The organism is Candidatus Sphingomonas phytovorans, assembly GCA_029202385.1.
Classification (GTDB): Bacteria; Pseudomonadota; Alphaproteobacteria; order Sphingomonadales; family Sphingomonadaceae; genus Sphingomonas; species Sphingomonas phytovorans.
The window spans coordinates 1,840,175-1,856,929 of record CP119314.1; the positions used below are offsets into that span (position 1 = coordinate 1,840,175).

13 protein-coding genes and 1 tRNA gene are annotated in these 16,755 nt (G+C 64.7%); 3 read left to right on the forward strand and 11 right to left on the reverse strand.

What is annotated here, in order from left to right:
• The gene (gene folE, locus P0Y59_08455) at positions 1–627 is read right to left on the reverse strand and encodes a GTP cyclohydrolase I FolE (protein WEK01690.1); all 627 of its coding nucleotides are present in this window, start codon (positions 625–627) and stop codon (positions 1–3) included.
• A gap of 225 nt (positions 628–852) precedes the next feature.
• On the opposite strand from folE, the gene P0Y59_08460 reads away from it, so the two are divergent.
• Both P0Y59_08460 and P0Y59_08465 read left to right on the forward strand, forming a co-directional pair.
• Complete coding sequence (locus P0Y59_08460) at positions 853–3,450, forward strand: TonB-dependent receptor (GenBank protein WEK01691.1); 2,598 nt, start codon at positions 853–855, stop codon at positions 3,448–3,450.
• Positions 3,451–3,714: 264 nt separating this feature from the next.
• Positions 3,715–3,987 carry an SWIB/MDM2 domain-containing protein gene (locus P0Y59_08465; protein ID WEK01692.1) on the forward strand — a complete coding sequence of 91 codons (273 nt, stop codon included), beginning with the start codon at positions 3,715–3,717 and terminating at the stop codon, positions 3,985–3,987.
• 47 nt (positions 3,988–4,034) lie between these two features.
• Here P0Y59_08465 and P0Y59_08470 read toward each other — a convergent pair.
• The 5 genes from P0Y59_08470 to P0Y59_08490 all read right to left on the reverse strand — a co-directional run bounded on the left by P0Y59_08470 (position 4,035) and on the right by P0Y59_08490 (position 6,477).
• Positions 4,035–4,111, reverse strand: a tRNA-Arg gene (locus P0Y59_08470).
• 69 nt (positions 4,112–4,180) lie between these two features.
• Positions 4,181–4,636, reverse strand: coding sequence for a DUF1178 family protein (locus P0Y59_08475; GenBank protein WEK01693.1), 456 nt, complete (start codon positions 4,634–4,636; stop codon positions 4,181–4,183).
• Entirely contained in the window at positions 4,633–5,457 is an 825-nt protein-coding gene (locus P0Y59_08480) for a carbon-nitrogen hydrolase family protein (protein WEK01694.1), read from the reverse strand. Before P0Y59_08480 ends, P0Y59_08475 begins: the two co-directional genes overlap by 4 nt.
• The gene (grxC, locus tag P0Y59_08485) at positions 5,454–5,711 is read right to left on the reverse strand and encodes a glutaredoxin 3 (protein ID WEK01695.1); all 258 of its coding nucleotides are present in this window, start codon (positions 5,709–5,711) and stop codon (positions 5,454–5,456) included. The genes P0Y59_08480 and grxC overlap by 4 nt, the downstream gene beginning before the upstream one ends.
• Before the next feature lie 31 nt (positions 5,712–5,742).
• On the reverse strand, positions 5,743–6,477 hold the full coding sequence (locus P0Y59_08490) for a ComF family protein (protein WEK01696.1): 735 nt from the start codon (positions 6,475–6,477) through the stop codon (positions 5,743–5,745).
• A 43-nt stretch (positions 6,478–6,520) separates the two neighbouring features.
• Here P0Y59_08490 and P0Y59_08495 point away from each other — a divergent pair, with 43 nt between their 5' ends.
• The gene (locus P0Y59_08495; GenBank protein WEK01697.1) at positions 6,521–7,366 is read left to right on the forward strand and encodes a methyltransferase domain-containing protein; all 846 of its coding nucleotides are present in this window, start codon (positions 6,521–6,523) and stop codon (positions 7,364–7,366) included.
• On the opposite strand, the gene P0Y59_08500 is transcribed toward P0Y59_08495, so the two are convergent.
• From P0Y59_08500 to ppdK, 5 genes are all read right to left on the reverse strand, one after another.
• On the reverse strand, positions 7,363–7,752 hold the full coding sequence (locus tag P0Y59_08500; protein ID WEK01698.1) for a response regulator: 390 nt from the start codon (positions 7,750–7,752) through the stop codon (positions 7,363–7,365). The two genes, P0Y59_08495 and P0Y59_08500, sit on opposite strands and share 4 nt — an antisense overlap.
• Positions 7,753–7,818: 66 nt before the next feature.
• Positions 7,819–10,302 carry an ATP-binding protein gene (locus P0Y59_08505; GenBank protein WEK01699.1) on the reverse strand — a complete coding sequence of 828 codons (2,484 nt, stop codon included), beginning with the start codon at positions 10,300–10,302 and terminating at the stop codon, positions 7,819–7,821.
• A 64-nt stretch (positions 10,303–10,366) separates the two neighbouring features.
• Positions 10,367–11,839: an EAL domain-containing protein gene (locus P0Y59_08510; GenBank protein ID WEK01700.1), complete on the reverse strand. Its 1,473-nt coding sequence runs from the start codon at positions 11,837–11,839 to the stop codon at positions 10,367–10,369.
• A 561-nt stretch (positions 11,840–12,400) separates the two neighbouring features.
• Positions 12,401–13,897: an NAD(P)/FAD-dependent oxidoreductase gene (locus tag P0Y59_08515; protein WEK01701.1), complete on the reverse strand. Its 1,497-nt coding sequence runs from the start codon at positions 13,895–13,897 to the stop codon at positions 12,401–12,403.
• Positions 13,898–14,053: 156 nt separating this feature from the next.
• Positions 14,054–16,720, reverse strand: coding sequence for a pyruvate, phosphate dikinase (gene ppdK / locus P0Y59_08520; GenBank protein WEK01702.1), 2,667 nt, complete (start codon positions 16,718–16,720; stop codon positions 14,054–14,056).
• Positions 16,721–16,755: the final 35 nt, after the last annotated feature.

Consider the following 16,755-nt stretch of genomic DNA (forward strand, 5'->3'; position numbering starts at 1 on the left):
TCAATATCCCATCAGCGCGAGCACTTCCTTGCGGCTGCGGTCGTCCTCGCGGAACACCCCCATCATCCGGCTCGTCACCATGGAGACGCCCGGCGTTCGCACGCCCCGCGCCGTCATGCAGGCATGGCTCGCCTCGATCACCACGGCGACGCCGACCGGCTTGAGATTCTCCCAGATGCAATCGGCCACCTCCGCGGTCAGCCGCTCCTGCACCTGAAGGCGCCGAGCAAAGGCATGGAGCACGCGCGCCAGCTTCGAGATGCCGACGACATAATTGCCCGGCAGATAGGCGATATGCGCCTTGCCGATGATCGGCGCCATGTGATGCTCGCAATGCGACTGGAACGGGATGTCCTTCAGCAGGACGATCTCGTCATACCCGCCCACTTCTTCGAAAATGCGCGACAGATGATGCGCGGGATCGTCGCCATACCCCGAACAATATTCCTTCCACGCGCGCGCCACGCGCTGCGGCGTGTCGAGCAGCCCTTCGCGCGTCGGATCGTCGCCCGACCATCGAATCAGGGTGCGTACCGCCTCCGCTACGTCGTCCGGCACTGGTATCTTGGGCGTTTCGGTGACGAGGTCGCCGTTTTCGTGCCCGTCAGGGTGATGTTCAATACTCATTTCTTTAGGCCTTATTCGAACCTGACGTTACGGCAATCTCGCTTTGTGCGATCTCAGTTCGATTCCGAAACTGTCTCATTTGGGCAACAACTGTGCAACCCCGCTGTTTTCCTTCGATTCCGCCATTGACGACCGATTCACCTCGACGCAGAATTCGCATACCTTGATTACGAACAATGCTCAGTTGGCATAAGACCGGCGGGCTGGCCAAGAGGGGACGTCACCATGAAGAAATTCGAACTGCTTGCCGCGTCGGCCATCGCATTGCTCTACGCCACCCCCACGCTGGCGCAAAGCACGCCCGCCCCCGCCGCCCAGGACGGCGCGCTGAACGACAGCGACGACATCATCGTCACCGCCACCAAGCGCGAGCAGACGCTGCAGGACGTGCCGATCTCGGTGTCGGTCACCAGCAGCGCCACGATCGAGAAAGCCCAGATCCGCGACCTGATCGACCTTCAGTCGGTCGTGCCGTCGCTCAAGGTGGCGCAGTTCAACGCGGCCGGGCAGACCAACTTCATCATCCGCGGCTTCGGCAACGGCAACGGCAATGACGGTATCGAAAGCTCGGTCGGCGTGTTCGTCGACGGCGTCTACCGGTCGCGCTCCGCCTCCGCGCTCGACGATCTGCCCGAGATTGAACGGGTCGAGGTGCTGCGCGGCCCGCAATCGACCCTGTTCGGCAAGAACGTGTCGGCCGGCGCGATCAGCATCGTGACCAAGCGTCCCTCGTTCGAATGGGGCGGCAAGGCCGAAATCAGCGTCGGCAACTACAGCCAGATGCAGACCAGGGCGACCATTACCGGCCCGCTCACCGACAGCCTCGCTTTCCGCGTGTCGGGCAGCCTCAACGAGCGTGACGGCTATTTCAAGAACCTGACGACCGGCAGCGACGTCAACAACCGCCATCGCTGGTCGGTTCGCGGCGATATCCTGTTCGAGCCGTCGTCGGACTTCTCGGTCCGCATCATCGGCGACTACAATTTGATCAAGGAAGTGTGCTGCGGCGTCACCTCGATCTACAACGGCCCCGCCACCCAGGCGATCAAGGCCCTCGGCTTCGCCGTGTCGGACACGACCAAGATCTTCGACCGCAACGTGATCTTCAACACCGATCCGTATAACCGCATCGTCGGCAAGGGCATTTCGGGCCAGGTCGACTGGAACATCGGCTTCGCGAAGCTGACCTCGATCACCGCCTATCGCAACCAGATCAACCAGTCGAACCAGGACATCGACTTCACCGCCGCGGATATCGCCAACAACATCACGGCCAACAATGCCAAGACCTTCACCCAGGAATTCCGCCTGGCGTCGAACGGAGATGGCCGGTTGAGCTGGCTGGTCGGCGGCTTCTATCAGGACGAAAGGCTCACCACCGGCCGCGACATCCGCTTCGGCAAGGATGCGCGCGCCTTCGTCAACGCGCTTTCGGGCGGATTGATCACCGGGCTTGAAGCTCTGCAGAACGCAACCAACCCGTCGATCATCCCGGGTGGCACCTATTTCACCCCCGGCCAGGGCATTGCCGACAACTACAAGATGAAGCAGCGGTCCTATTCGCTCTTCGGCCAGGCCGATTTCAAGGTAACCGACCGGCTGACCCTGACGGGTGGCATCGCCTATATGAACGATCGCAAGGCCGTGGTTTCGAACGTCGTGATGAACGACAAATTCTCCGCCTTGAACCTGGAGAACGTCCCCGGGCTTGGCTTCCTCCCGTTCGCCGCGCTTCCGGCGTCGCTCTCCGGCTGCTTGCTGCAGAAGGGCTTCAATCCGGCATCGACCGGGGGACGCGTTCCGGTGAACCTGTTCGGCGCCAGCCTCGGCGCATCGCTGCCCGGGCCCGGTTCGGCGCCGTGCCCCGGTTCACTGGCGGGTACCAACCCCTTCGCCCTGAACGCCCTGCAGTTCTTCTACGCCAACACGCCGAACCATGGGCCGGTCAACTATCCGAACGCCAATGAATCCGGCATCTTCAAGGGCGACAAGGTCACCTATGCGGCACGCGCCGCCTACGACCTGGATTTCGTGAACGTCTATGTCAGCTATTCGACCGGCTGGAAGGCGAGCGCGGTCAATCTGTCATCGGACAGCCGGCCACCGCTGAACGGCGTCGGCCGGTCGGCCGCGCCTGAGGAAGTCACCGTCTATGAAGCCGGCGCCAAGGCCAAGTTCCGCGGCGGCTATTTCAACCTCGCGGTGTTCAAGCAGTCGATCAAGGGCTTCCAGTCCAACGCCTTTACCGGCCTCGGCTACAGCCTGGTCAACGCCGGCAAGGAATCGGTCCGCGGCTTCGAAGTGGACGCTGCCTACAGCCCGGCCCCGATCCTCGCCCTCACCGGCTCGGTCACTTACCTCGATCCGAAATATGATTCCTTCACCGGCGCCCCGTGCGTGAACTACGATACCACCCGGTGCCCGATCAATCCGGCGACGGGGCTTCGTCCGTCGTTCCGCGATCTCTCGGGCCAGAAGCCGGCGGGTATCCCGACCTGGAGCTTCTCGACCTCGGCCACGCTGTCGCACAATCTCACCAACGACGTCAGCGCCTATCTCCGCGGCGAATATAATTATGCCAGCAAGTTCCAGCTCACCGAAACCACGCCGCCGGACCTGTCGACCTATGGGCAGAACACGATCAACGCCAGCCTCGGGTTCCAGAGCAAGGCCAACAAGCTCGAGCTGATGTTCTGGGTGCGTAACCTCACCCAGGACAATTACCTGATCTCGACCTTCCCGACGGTGGCGCAGGACGGCAGCTACAGCGGCTATCCGAACCAGCCGCGTACCTTCGGCGGGACGCTCCGCAAGAGCTTCTGATACCGCCTTGCCCGTGTCCCGGCCCGCGCGCCGGGGGAATCACCCCCTTTTCCACCCGGAAGAGGGGGTTTTTCCGTCCCTCCGACCCCGAAACGCCGCCTGTCGTCGCATCCCGGTCGAAAACCGGCCCATCCGTGCCCGCAAGGAGAGGGATTAGCGCATTGTAAGGAGTGACAATCCCCAAAAGGCGGCGCACAAGCGAGAGACGCTGAAGCAGGCGTGAAACCGATGTCGACATGAACGACACATCAGGAAGGACATTTTATGGCGAAAGAACCCACGGCAGCTCCCAAGACCGGCGGCATCCATGCGCCTGTGCAGCCGTCCCCCGAGCTGGGCGCGATCGTCGGCAACGACAAGCTGCCGCGCAGCCAGGTCATCAGCAAGGTGTGGGACTATATCAAGTCCAACAACCTGCAGAACCCGGCGAACAAGCGCGAGATCCTCGCCGACGACAAGCTCAAGAAGGTGTTCGGTCGTGACAAGGTCACGATGTTCGAGATGAACAAGTACATCGCACAGCACGTCAAGGCGTAAGCGCCTCAAGGAGCCACTCCGGCGGGCACCGCTTGCGCAAGCGATGCTGGTGCCCCCGAGTGGACTCGAACCACCGGCCTGCGGTTTAGGAAACCGTCGCTCTATCCTGCTGAGCTACGGGGGCGCGAGCCGGGTCGTAGAGATTGGCCCTTCACGGGTCAATCGCGCAGGAAGCCCCCGCGCAATTACCGCTTCAGTTGATCGCTTCCGGCGGAACCACCGGAAATGGCAGCGGCGCGATCGCCACGCCTTCGTCGGCCAGGGCCTTGGCCTCGCCGATCGTCGCTTCGCCATGGATCGGCGCCGGATCGGCATCGCCGGCATGCATCGCCCGGGCGCGGTCAGCAAAGGCCCGGCCGACCCATTCCGACTTTTCGAGAGCCCTGGCCTGCGCCTCGGCAAGGGCCCGGATCGCCGCCTTCATCGTCGCGGGCGTAGGGGCCTCGGTCGCGGCCACGGGCGCGGCTACATCCTTGCGATTACCCTTGGCCGGGATATTCGGCGCCATCACCGCCTTGCCGATATCGACATCGCCGCACAGCGGGCATGACAGCAGCCCCCGAGCCCGCTGGTCCTCGAACGCACCGCTTGAGGCGAACCAGGCTTCGAACACATGCTCGCCCGAACAGCGCAGGTCGAAGACGATCACGACGCCGTCTCGACCGCCGGGATCGGGCGCCGATGCGCCAGCACCGGAATGCGCGCGCGGACATCGGCGGTACGCGCTGGGTCGATCTCAGCAAAGCCGAGACCGGGCTCCTCGCCCATGTCGAGCAACACCTCGCCCCAGGGATCGATCACCAGCGAATGACCGTAGGTCGCCCGGCCATCCTCATGTACCCCGGTCTGCGCCGAAGCGACGACGAAGGCCGCCGCCTCGATCGCGCGGGCACGCAGCAGGATATGCCAGTGCGCAGCGCCGGTCGGCCGGGTGAAGGCGGCCGGTACCGCGAGAATGGTTGCCCCGGCGTTGCTCAGCGCACGGAACAGGTCAGGGAAGCGCATGTCGTAGCAAATCGCGAGCCCGACCTGCCCCACGGGCGTATCGACCACCACCGCCCCGCTGCCCGGCGTGTAGGACGCCGATTCCCGCCAACTCTCGCCCGTCGGAAGATCGACATCGAACAGGTGAAGCTTGTCGTAGCGCGCGCGGATCGCGCCCCGCGGATCGATCACATAGGCGCGGTTGGCAAGCTTGCCGTCATCGCCGCGCACCGCGAGCGAGCCTAGATGGACCCAGATGCCCTGCTCCGCCGCTGCCTTGCGCACCGCCGCCAGCACGGCATCATCCGCCTCGGCCCGGAGATGGCTCGCGGCCCTCGCACGATCGCTATCGAGCAGGCCGGACATCTCGGGCGTGAACAGCATCGCGGCACCGCCCTTCGCCGCTTCAGCGATCGCATCGGTAATGGTGCGGGCATTGGCGGCGGGGTCGATCCCCGTCGTCATCTGGAGCAGCGCGATCCTCATGCCGCGAGCAGCGCGTCGAGCTTGCCCTCATGGTCGAGCGCGGCGAGGTCGTCGGATCCGCCGACATGTTTTCCATCGATGAAAATCTGCGGGACGGTGCTGCGACCGTTCGCGCGCTGCAGCATCTCGGCACGCTTCGGGCCGCCCATGGTGATGTCGAATTCCTCGACCTCGACTCCCTTACCTTCGAGCAGGCGCATCGCCCGCGTGCAATAGGGACAGAAAGCCTTGGTGTAGATTTCGATCTTTGCCATGATTCCGAAATGTGGGCGGCCCGGCCGCTTGTCAATCGTCAGCAGCCGGATCGAGCACCCGTGCCCAGCACAGGATGGCGACGCTGGCGGCCCCGGCCTGAAGCAGCGACCGCGTACAGGCATCGCCGGTCGCCCCGCTGGTATGGATATCGTCGACCAGCACCACCGACTTGCCGCGCACCCTTTCGCGGGCGTGGGCCGGGATATGAAAGGCCCCGGATACGGTCTTAGCCCTGCCCCGCGCGCCCATCCCGCGCAGGGGTGGCGTAGCCCGGACACGCTGGAGCAGCATGGGGTCGTTCGCGACGCCCGATGCCCGCGTCAGCGCCCGGGCGACCAGCGCCGCTTGGTTGAATCCGCGCGACCAGATACGCCAGCGGTGAAGCGGAACCGGCACGAGCAGTTCGGCGCCCTCCGGCATCAGCCGCGCCATCTGCCGGGCAACCGTCTCGGCAAAGGCAGTGCGCCCGCCATATTTGAGCCGAAGCGCAACGGTGCGCGCGATATCGCCATAGGCAACGGCGGCACGAACGCCGGCATGACGCGGCGGCTGCCGATGGCACGCGGCACACAGCGCGCCAGGCCCACGATCATAGGCGAAAGGCGCGTGGCAGGCCGCACACCAGGGCGGGCCGAGAAAGCGGAGTTCCCCCCAACAGGCCGCGCAGAAGCGATGGTCCTCCCCTGTCACCGCACCACAACCGGGGCAGCGCGGCGGCAGCGCGAGATTGGCGACAACACGCAACGGATCGAGAAACCGCGCCACACACCCTTGTCGCGCCGCCCGTCCGGCGGCACAAGCCTGCGCGGTGAGCATCCCTGACATCTTCGACCGGACCGCACGACGCCAACGCCGCGACCGCGCCGCCGCCGATTTCGCAGAATATGACTTCCTCCGCGCGGCGATGCTCGACGGCATCCAGGAACGGCTTGCTGCGGTGACGCGCGGCTTCGATGACATACTTGATCTCGGCTGCTTCGACGGGGCCTTTCCGGCAGTTGGAGGGCACGTCGTCCGCTGCGACGCCGGTTTCGCCTTTGCTCGTGGCGCAAATGGCGTGCAGGCCGACGAGGACCGGCTGCCTTTCGCCGATGCTTCCTTCGATCTGGTTGTTTCGGCGGGCGTGCTCGACAGCGTCAACGACCTGCCCGGCGCGCTGACCCTGATCCGGCGCGCATTGCGGCCCGACGGGCTGTTCCTCGCCGCCTTTACCGGTGCGGGGACTCTCCCGGCTCTTCGCGCTGCCTTCCGCGAGGCGGAGCGCGACCGGCCGGCCGCGCGCATCCATCCGCAGATCGACGTACGATCCGCCGGCGATCTGCTGGTCCGGGCAGGCTTCGCGCTGCCCGTCGCCGACGTGGAATCGCTGAGCGTGCGCTACGGCACCCTTGGCAGGCTGCTGGGCGACCTGCGCGGCATGGCCGCGACGAACCTGCTGGTCGGGCGCACGCCGCTTCGCCGCGATACGCTGGCCCGCGCCGCCCATGCCTTCGCGGCACAGGCTGACCCGGACGGTCGCACATCGGAGCGTTTCGAGATCATCTTCCTGACGGGCTGGGCCCCTGCCCCGTCCCAGCCCCAACCGGCGCGGCGCGGCAGCGCAACGACATCACTGGCGGATGCGCTCAAGCGCGTGCCGCCCAAAGCCGATTAGCCGATCATTCCATCACCAGAACCCCGGGCGAGCATCCGCCCGATCGCGTCGAACAGCGAATCCATCGCGACGGGTTTGAACAGCACCTCGTCGGCTCCCTCCGTCAGGCAGCGCTCGCGCAGGTCGATCGCCGTATCGGCGGTCACCACGATAATCGGCAGCTTGCCCTTGGCGTCGTCACGGCCCCGAATATGCCGGATCGCCTCAAGCCCGTCCATTCCGGGCATGCGCAGGTCGACAAGGATCATGTCGAAATCCTGATCCTCGATCATCTGAAGGCCGATCTCGCCGCTTTCGGCGCCGACCATCGATGCCCCGGCCACGTCGAGCATGTCCTTAACGACCCGCCGATTCATCGAATCATCCTCGATAAAGAGGACATTCATGGCTTGAACGCCGGGGCGCTGGCCGTTTGGTGGTGAAATGGAACCATATCGGATGTCTCTATCGGATCATGCCGCGCGCGTTACAAGATGGCTGGCGTTGTCGGTGTCGCTTTTGTCCAATGGGAAAAGCGCCTCGGCCAACGCCGTGCCGGCGATCGGCTTGGCAATCACGAGAGCGATGCCAGCCGTGAGAAATTCAGCGCGCTGATCGTCGCTCGGCGCGGGCCAGAGCAGCGCTGAAACAGTTCCGGATTCCGTTGCCGCGGCGGCCAGCATCGCGAGCGCAGCGGGCATATCCTCGCCAGCCCTGACCGTCGCGTCGTCGATCAGCAACCGGGATACGCCGCCGGCAGCCAGCAGGGCTACCGCCTCGTCGACGGTGGCAGCAAACAGCACATTGCCTGCACGGGCTTCCAGAACGGCCCGCAACATGCTGCGCGAGATGGGATTGCGATCGAGGATGATCAGCGCCCCCGCTCCCGGCATTTCCTCGACCGCTTCCGCGGCCGCGGCGTGGACCAGGGGCAATTCCAGGGTGAAGACTGATCCTTCGCCCACCTGGCTGCGGACAGTGACGTCGCCGTCCATCGCACGCGCGAGGTTGCGGCAGATCGCAAGCCCCAGCCCGGTACCGCCGAACTTGCGCGTTGTTCCGGCATCGACCTGGCGGAAGGATTCGAAGATGATCTCGTTCTTGTCCGCCGGAATACCGATACCGGTGTCAGTAACCTCGATCTTCAGCCTCGGCCCGCCCGCACCCTCGCTGGCGAAGGCGCGCACCCGCACCGATCCCTTTTCAGTGAACTTGAGGGCATTGGAGAGGAGGTTGAAGGTGATCTGGCGCAATCGGGCGGCATCGCCCTCGATCCGGTCCGGACAATCGGCGAGATCAAGCGCGAAGGCGATGCCCTTCCCCCGCGCCTGCTCTTCCCACATGCGAGAGACCTCGAGCAGCGTCGCCTTCAGATCGAACGGCTCGCGCTCGATCGTCATGTTGCCGGTCTCCATCTTGGCGACGTCGAGAATGTCGTCGACCAGCGCGCGCATGCTGAGCCCCGCACCGTGCACCACCTCGATCCGGTCGCGGGTCGGCTCGTCAAGCTTGCGATCGGCCAGCATCACCTGGGTCATGCCGAGGATGCCGTTCAGCGGTGTGCGGATCTCATGGCTGGTGGTCGCAAGGAATTCGGTCTTGGCGGCGAGCGCCTTGCCCAGGGCGCTGTTGGTCGCGGCGAGATCGATATTCGCGGCGCGTACTTCATTGCGGCTGCGCCGGATCGTGACGAGGCCGAAGGCGAGCATCGAAACGATGATCAGCGTGGCCACGCCCGCGCCGATGAAGACGACCCGTTGAGTCTCGGCGCGCGCCTGCTCCGCCTCGTATTTGCGCTGCGCCTCGGCGGCCTGCAGCTTGGTGATCTTCAGTTCCTGATTGGCGAAATCGAAGCGCGCGGCGGCAAGCGCCGTGTTGGTCGACGCCGCCAGCGTCGAAGTCTGGTCGTCGAGGCGCTTCAACGCCTCGAGATGAACAAGTGCCTCCGCCTGCCTGCCCGTCTTCTTGAACAGGTCATAGGCGGTCTGATGCGCTTCGCGGAACGCCAGCGTGGTCGTGCTCAGGTCGACGCCGGCGAAGCTGCGCTCGATCAATGCCGTCGCACGGGCGAGATCGCCGTGCTGAAGCGCCGCTTGTGCCGCCAGCCCCAGATCCTGGCTGTCCGTCGGCATGCCCGCCGCGCGTGAGACCCGCGCCACGTCGGCGATGGTCTGGTCCGCGGCGGCAAGCTTGCCGGTGGCGAGCTGCGCTCGGGCGATGTTGCGCAGGATCTGCACCTCCCGACCGGGGCTCTTCATCGTCCGCGCCAGCGCCAGCGCCTCGTTGAATTGCTTCTCCGCCTCGGCGAAACGGTCGAGCTCCTTCAGGCACACGCCACGATTGTTATAGATGGCGAGCAGCAGCGACGGGTCGCCGCGATAGACCTCCATCGCCTGGCTCGAATAGCGCAGTCCGTTCGCATAGTCCTTCGCCTCCTGATACAGGAGCGCGATGCTCAGCAGCGCCACCGCGCGACTTCGCGTCTCGCCGAGATCGCGGAACACCGCGTGCGCCGCCTGGTAATCGGAGAGCGCTGCCGCGACATCGGCCTTTGCGGTATGCAGGCCACCGCGTGACAGCAGGATATCGCCCTTGAGCTTGGTTGGCGCTCCACCGCTGGCAACCGCCCCGTAAGCGCGATCGATCAGGGGCTGGGCATGGCCAAGATCGTTCAGGCGAAGATAGGCCTCGCCCTGAAGCCATTGGGCGGTCGCAACGGCAATGATCCGCCGGCGGCCGTGCAATGTCCGGGCCTCTCCCTCCGCGGCCTTGGCCTTTTCGATCGTCCTGCCCGGATCGACGAGCATCATCGCCTTGGCGTCGGCCACCATCGAGTCGAAACGGCTTCCTCCGTCCATCACCGGCGCTGCCGCCTGCGCCCGCGCCGGGGCATTCACGCCCGCCATCGCCAGCGCGATCAGCGCAGCGGCCATCAAGGTGCGAAGAGTGAACCCCATCATCGCGGGGCAGTTTGAACGGGACATGTTAAATACGCGCTAAGGGATTGCGTCGATGCGGCGCTCAGGCGCTCTTCCAGAAGCTTGCCGGGCGGCGGAACATCGCATGGCCCGGGTCTTCCGGGGTGCGCGCCTTATCGTCGCGCAGGAACTGGCGGAACGCGTCGATCGAGACCGGCCGGCTGATCAGATATCCCTGCACCATGTCGCATCCCATCACGCTCAGCAGCGCCATCGCCGCCTGTGTCTCGACCCCTTCCGCCGTCACTTCCATCTCCAGCGCATGCGCCAGATCGATGGTGGAGCGCACGATCAACGGGTCGCGATTGCTGCTGGTGAGTTGCAGCACGAACATCTTGTCGATCTTCAACTCCTTGGCGGGGAGCTGCTTCAGATAGGCCAGCGACGACAGGCCGGCACCGTAATCGTCGATCGCGATGGTGATCCCGACATCGGCAAACGCCTGCAGATTGAAGATCGCGCTTTGCGGATCGCGGATCACCGAGGTTTCGGTGATCTCGAACCCGATCCGCGCACCGCTTTCGCGTACCTTGGCGCAGGCGAGCTTCACAAAGCGCACATCGGCGAGCAACTGGCCCGAGATATTGATGAAGATGGTCAGATCGTTGCCGTCGGTCGCGAGCAGCCTCTGGTCGGCGATCACCTGGTCGAGCGTCCAGAGAGTCAGCGCGGAGATCTCCCGGGCTTCTTCCGCCACGGTAATGAAATCGCCCGGGAGGATCAGCCCGCGCGTCGGATGCTGCCACCGTACCAGCGCCTCGGCGCTCGCAATCTCCTGACGGCGGACATGCACCTTCGGCTGATATTGAAGGAACATCTCCCCGTTCTTGATCGCGCCGGGCAATTCGCGGGTAAGGGTCAGCCGGTCGAAGGCCGGCGTGCCCGCGGAGAGATCCCGGATGACGGCATGCGCCTCGCTGCGGGCCTGCTCAAGCGCGCTCTCTGCCTCTTCGGCGAGCCGCACGTCTTCGGCATTGCCCACCGGCGCGGCAGCGGCGCCAAAGTGCATATTGAGCCGATGCTGCTCCCCGTCCAGATCGAGCGGCAGATCGAAATCCGCGGTCAGACAGCCAAGCGCAGCAGCAAGGTCAGTCAGCGAATCGCCCTCGAACGCGATCTCGACAATATTGCGCCCGACCACTGAGATGCGGGCATCAGCCAGGCTCGCGTCTATCCGATCGCTGACATCGATCGGCAACCGGTCGGCCCGCGACCGGCCGAGGTGGCGGCGCAATGCCGCGAAATTCGCGATTTCGGCGAGACAAAGAAATTGCCAAGCCTTGGGCAGGGGCGGCAGCGTCTCGTCCGGGCCGTCGAGCGCCATGGCGGCACGGTCGAGCAATTGCCGCCGATGCTTCTCGAATCCGCTCATACCGCCCGGCGGGGCTTCCGCGCGCGGCGCGCCGACACCGCTTTCCTCGCCCGCGCGGTGGCGAAGGGCGGCGGACATCACCCGCCGCGTACCGCGACCCCTGGGTCCCCCTGTCGGGCCATATCTACCTGAAGCGCGCGCCATCGTTGTGAGCGGTAGCAGCGGACCGCTGAAGGAACTCTTAAACCTCCCGCGGCCGGCACGGAAACCCACGGGAATCCGATTGCTTTATCCCTAATTTTCCGTTAAGAAATTCACGCGCTCGCCTGAGTGCACAAGGGAGAAAGCAAGTGCTTAAGTTCATTATCGCGCTGATCTACGGCGAGGGCATCCGTCCCTGGTAAACCAGTCCATCGACCCGATGCCTGGCCGAAATAACCTGTCTTTATAGAGGGTTGGCTGGGGATCGGGTCGATACGACCGCCCCCTTTTTCTCAAGCACGCAGCGTGGATCGCCCAAGGGCATGAAGGCCTCAGCCAGCCATGCAGTCCCGATTCGGGACTTACCGATTTCGGTAAATTATTTTCTCAGATTGCTCCAAATTGGCGGCGTTTCCACCAGGAGCACATCCGGAAATTTCTAGAAAAATTTGATGCGCGAGACATCGCGGGACATGACGCAGCGCCCCCGGCGAGGTCGCTGGTCGTGAACAGAGTGCGGAAGCGCCACGGGCGCCCGCTACCCGGCCACCGTATTTGAACGAGTCAGGCCGTGACCGGCTCTCGGGCCGGTTCGGCCCCCTGCCGGTGTGGCACCGGGTTCGAGAACTCCATCCCGTCATCGACTGAACCGAACCGCAGCGACACAATATCCTTCGCGTAGTTCTGATGGAGCTTCCAGGGCTTCTTGTTGCCCTGTTTCGGGAATTTCTCCATCGCCCGGGTCACGTATCCGGAGGTGAAGCTCAGGAACGGCTCAGGCGTAAGCACGTCGTCGCCGATCCGCGGCGTCGCCTGGCGAAGGCCACGCTTCTTCATCGTGTTGAGCAACCGGCAGACATAAGCGCAGGTGAGATCGGCCTTCAACGTCCAGGACGCATTGGTATAGCCGAAGGACGAGGCCATGTTCGGCACGTCGCTGTACATCATACCCTTGTAGTTGAACGTCTTCGACAGATCGACCGGCGCGCCGTCGACACTGAACACCACGTCGCTCAGCAGTTGCAGTTCAAGCCCGGTCGCGGTGACGACGACATCGGCGGGAAGGTCGGCGCCCGAGGCAAGCCTGATCCCGCCCGGCGTGAATCGTTCGATCGTATCGGTGACGACCGAGGCCTCCCCCTTCTTGAGCGAGGCGAACAGATCGCCGTCGGGTACCAGGCACAGGCGCTGGTCCCAGGGATTGTAGCGCGGCGTGAAATGGGTGGCGATGTCGTAATCAGGTCCCAGTTCCGTCCGGACCATCTCGAGCAGCCGCGCCTTGGTCTTCTCCGGCCGCTTGCGCGCCAGATTGTAGAAGAACATCTGGAACAGCACGTTGCGCCACCGCGTAATGCCATAGGCAGTCATCGCCGGCAGCTTGCGGCGCAGCCAGTTGGCGAAACTGTCCTCGGCAGGACGCGACACGACATAGGTCGGCGATCGCTGCAGCATCGTCACATGCGCGGCCTTCTCGGCCATTGCGGGCACCAGCGTCACCGCGGTTGCGCCGCTGCCGATCACCACGACATTCTTGCCGGTATAGTCGAGATTCTCGGGCCAGAATTGCGGATGGACGATGCGGCCGGCAAAGTCCTCGACGCCGGGGAAATCGGGCGTGTGGCCGCGGGCATAATTATAATAGCCGCTGCACATGAAGAGGAAATTGCAGGTGAATTCGACCGGACCATCCGGCCCGTCCGCCTCGACCGTCCAGCGCGCGTCGGGCGTCGACCAGGCTGCCCGCTTCACATGATGGCGATAGCGGATGTGCCGGTCGATACCGGCCTCCCGCGCGGTGTCGTTCACATACTTCAGGATCGAGGGTCCATCGGCGATCGCCTTCGCCTCGGTCCAGGGGCGGAAGGAATAGCCCAGGGTATACATGTCGGAATCGGAACGGATGCCGGGATAGCGGAACAGGTCCCAGGTCCCGCCCAGCGCCTCGCGGCCCTCCAGAATCACATAGCTGCGATCGGGGCTCAGCTTCTGCAGGTGATAGCCCGCGCCAATGCCGGAAATGCCGGCACCCACCACGACAACATCGAAATGTTCAACGCCCATGTATCGCTCTCCCACGATACCCGATATTCGATTTTTTGCCGGGACGCAAAGATCGGTTTCGATCCGCAATGCTTTTTGGGCACGGATGCTAAAAGTCCTTCCCCGGCCAGGACGTTCGGACCGGGGAAGTATCAATATGCCGCTTGAGCGGCGAAATCAGCTTTGCGCCGCCAAAGCCGCCTGTGCCGCCGCCAGCCGCGCGATCGGGACGCGGTACGGCGAGGCACTGACATAATCGAGGCCGATCTTCTCGCAGAAGGCGATGCTTGCCGGATCGCCGCCATGCTCGCCGCAAATGCCCAGCTTGATGTCGGGACGGGTCGCCCTGCCCCGTTCGGCGGCCAGCTCGATCAGCTCGCCCACACCCTCGATGTCGAGACTGACGAACGGGTCCTTCGGGTAGATGCCGCGCTCGACATAGGTGGTGAGGAAACGCGCGGCATCGTCACGGCTGACGCCCAACGTCGTCTGCGTCAGGTCGTTGGTACCGAAGGAGAAGAAGGCACCGACCTCGGCGATCTCGCCCGCCTTCAGCGCGGCGCGGGGCAGTTCGATCATCGTTCCGACGAGATACTCGATGGTCCTGCCCTTGTCGGCGAACACCGCCGCCGCCGCCTTGTCGACCACAGCCTTCATCAGTTCGAGCTCGCGACGCGTCGCGACCAGCGGGATCATCACCTCGGGGATCGGTGCCGCACCCGATTTCTCCGCCACGGCGACCGCCGCCTCGAAGATGGCGCGCGCCTGCATCTCGTATATCTCGGGATAGGTCACGCCAAGCCGGCAGCCGCGATGGCCCAGCATCGGGTTGAACTCGTGCAGTTCCGCCGCGCGGCGCTTCAGCACTTCGACCGCCACGCCGGCCGCGCTGGCGACCTCGGCGAATTCGGTCTCCTCATGCGGCAGGAATTCGTGGAGCGGTGGGTCGAGCAGGCGGATGGTCACCGGCAGGCCGGCCATCACCTCGAAGAGCTGGATGAAATCGGCGCGCTGTTCGGGCAGCAGCCGGTCAAGCGCGACTCGCCTGCCCTTCTCGTCCTCGGCCAGGATCATCTGGCGCACCGCCGTGATGCGGGCGGCATCGAAGAACATATGCTCGGTACGGCAGAGGCCAATGCCTTCAGCGCCGAACTCGCGCGCGACCCTTGCGTCGAGCGGCGTCTCCGCATTGGCGCGGACCTTGAGGCGGCGCACGCCATCGGCCCAGACCATCAGCGTGCCGAAATCGCCGGCCAGCTCGGGCTGGACGGTCGGCACGGCGCCCATCATCACTTCGCCGGTCGACCCGTCGATGGTGACGATATCGCCTTCCTTCACCTCACGCCCGCCGACCCGCATCACGCGTTCCCTGGCGTCGATCGAGATCGACCCGGCGCCGGAGACACACGGGCGCCCCATGCCGCGCGCCACCACGGCCGCGTGGCTGGTCATGCCGCCGCGCGCCGTCAGGATGCCCCGGGCAGCGTGCATGCCGTGAATGTCCTCGGGCGAGGTCTCGACTCGGATCAGGATGACGCTGTCGCCCGCATTCGATCGTTTCTCGGCGGTATCGCTGTCGAAGACAGCCGCACCTGAAGCCGCACCGGGGCTGGCGGGCAGGCCCTTGGCGATCACGTCGCGCGTCGCGGCGGGATCGAGCGTCGGGTGGAGAAGCTGGTCGAGTGCTGCGGGATCGACCCGGGCGACGGCCTCCTCGCGGGTGATCAGCCCTTCCTCGGCCATGTCGACCGCGATCTTGAGCGCTGCCTTGGCGGTGCGCTTGCCCGACCGGGTCTGGAGCATCCAGAGCTTGCCCTGCTGCACCGTGAACTCGATGTCCTGCATGTCGCGGTAATGCGTTTCGAGCAGGTCGAACACCTTGGCCAGCTCGATGAAGGTCTCCGGCATCGCCTCTTCCATCGACGCCGGCTTGGCGCCGGCTGCCTCGCGGGCAGCCCTGGTCAGATATTGCGGGGTGCGGATGCCGGCGACGACGTCCTCGCCCTGTGCGTTGATCAGGAACTCGCCATAATAGGCCCGGTCGCCCTTGGCGGGATCGCGGGTGAAGGCGACGCCCGTCGCCGAGGTTTCGCCCATGTTGCCGAAGACCATCGCCTGAACGTTGACCGCCGTACCCCAGCTCGCCGGGATATCGTTGAGGCGGCGATAGACCTTGGCGCGCTCCGACTGCCACGAGCCGAACACGGCGCCGACGGCGCCCCAGAGCTGGTCGTGCACATCCTGCGGGAAGGGCTTGCCCCATTGCTGGTCGACCAACGCCTTATACTCGACCACCAGCGCCTGGAGATCCTCGGCCGTCATGTCGGTGTCGAGGAAATAGCCCTTGTCTTCCTTCGCGATTTCAAGAGCTTCCTCGAAGCTGTGATGATCGAGCTCGAGCACGACGTCGGAATACATCTGGATGAAGCGGCGATAGCTGTCCCACGCGAAACGCGCATCGCCCGAGGTTGCGGCGAGGCCCTGCACCGTCTCGTCATTGAGGCCCAGGTTGAGTACGGTATCCATCATGCCCGGCATCGAGGCGCGGGCGCCCGAGCGGACCGAAACCAGCAGAGGATCGGCCGCATCGCCGAACTTCTTGGCCGTGACGCCCTCGATATGGGCGATGCCGGTGGCAACTTCGGCGCGCAGCCCTTCCGGGAACTGGCCACCCTCGTCATAATAGACGGCGCAGAACTCGGTGGAGATGGTGAAGCCCGGCGGCACCGGCAGGCCGATCGAGGCCATTTCCGCAAGGTTGGCACCCTTGCCGCCGAGCAGATTGCGGTCGCCCTTGCCGCCATCGGAAACACCCCCGCCGAAGCGGTAAACGTACTGCGTCATTCGTCAGTCCTCTGTGTGCCTGGTTTTCGCTGGGG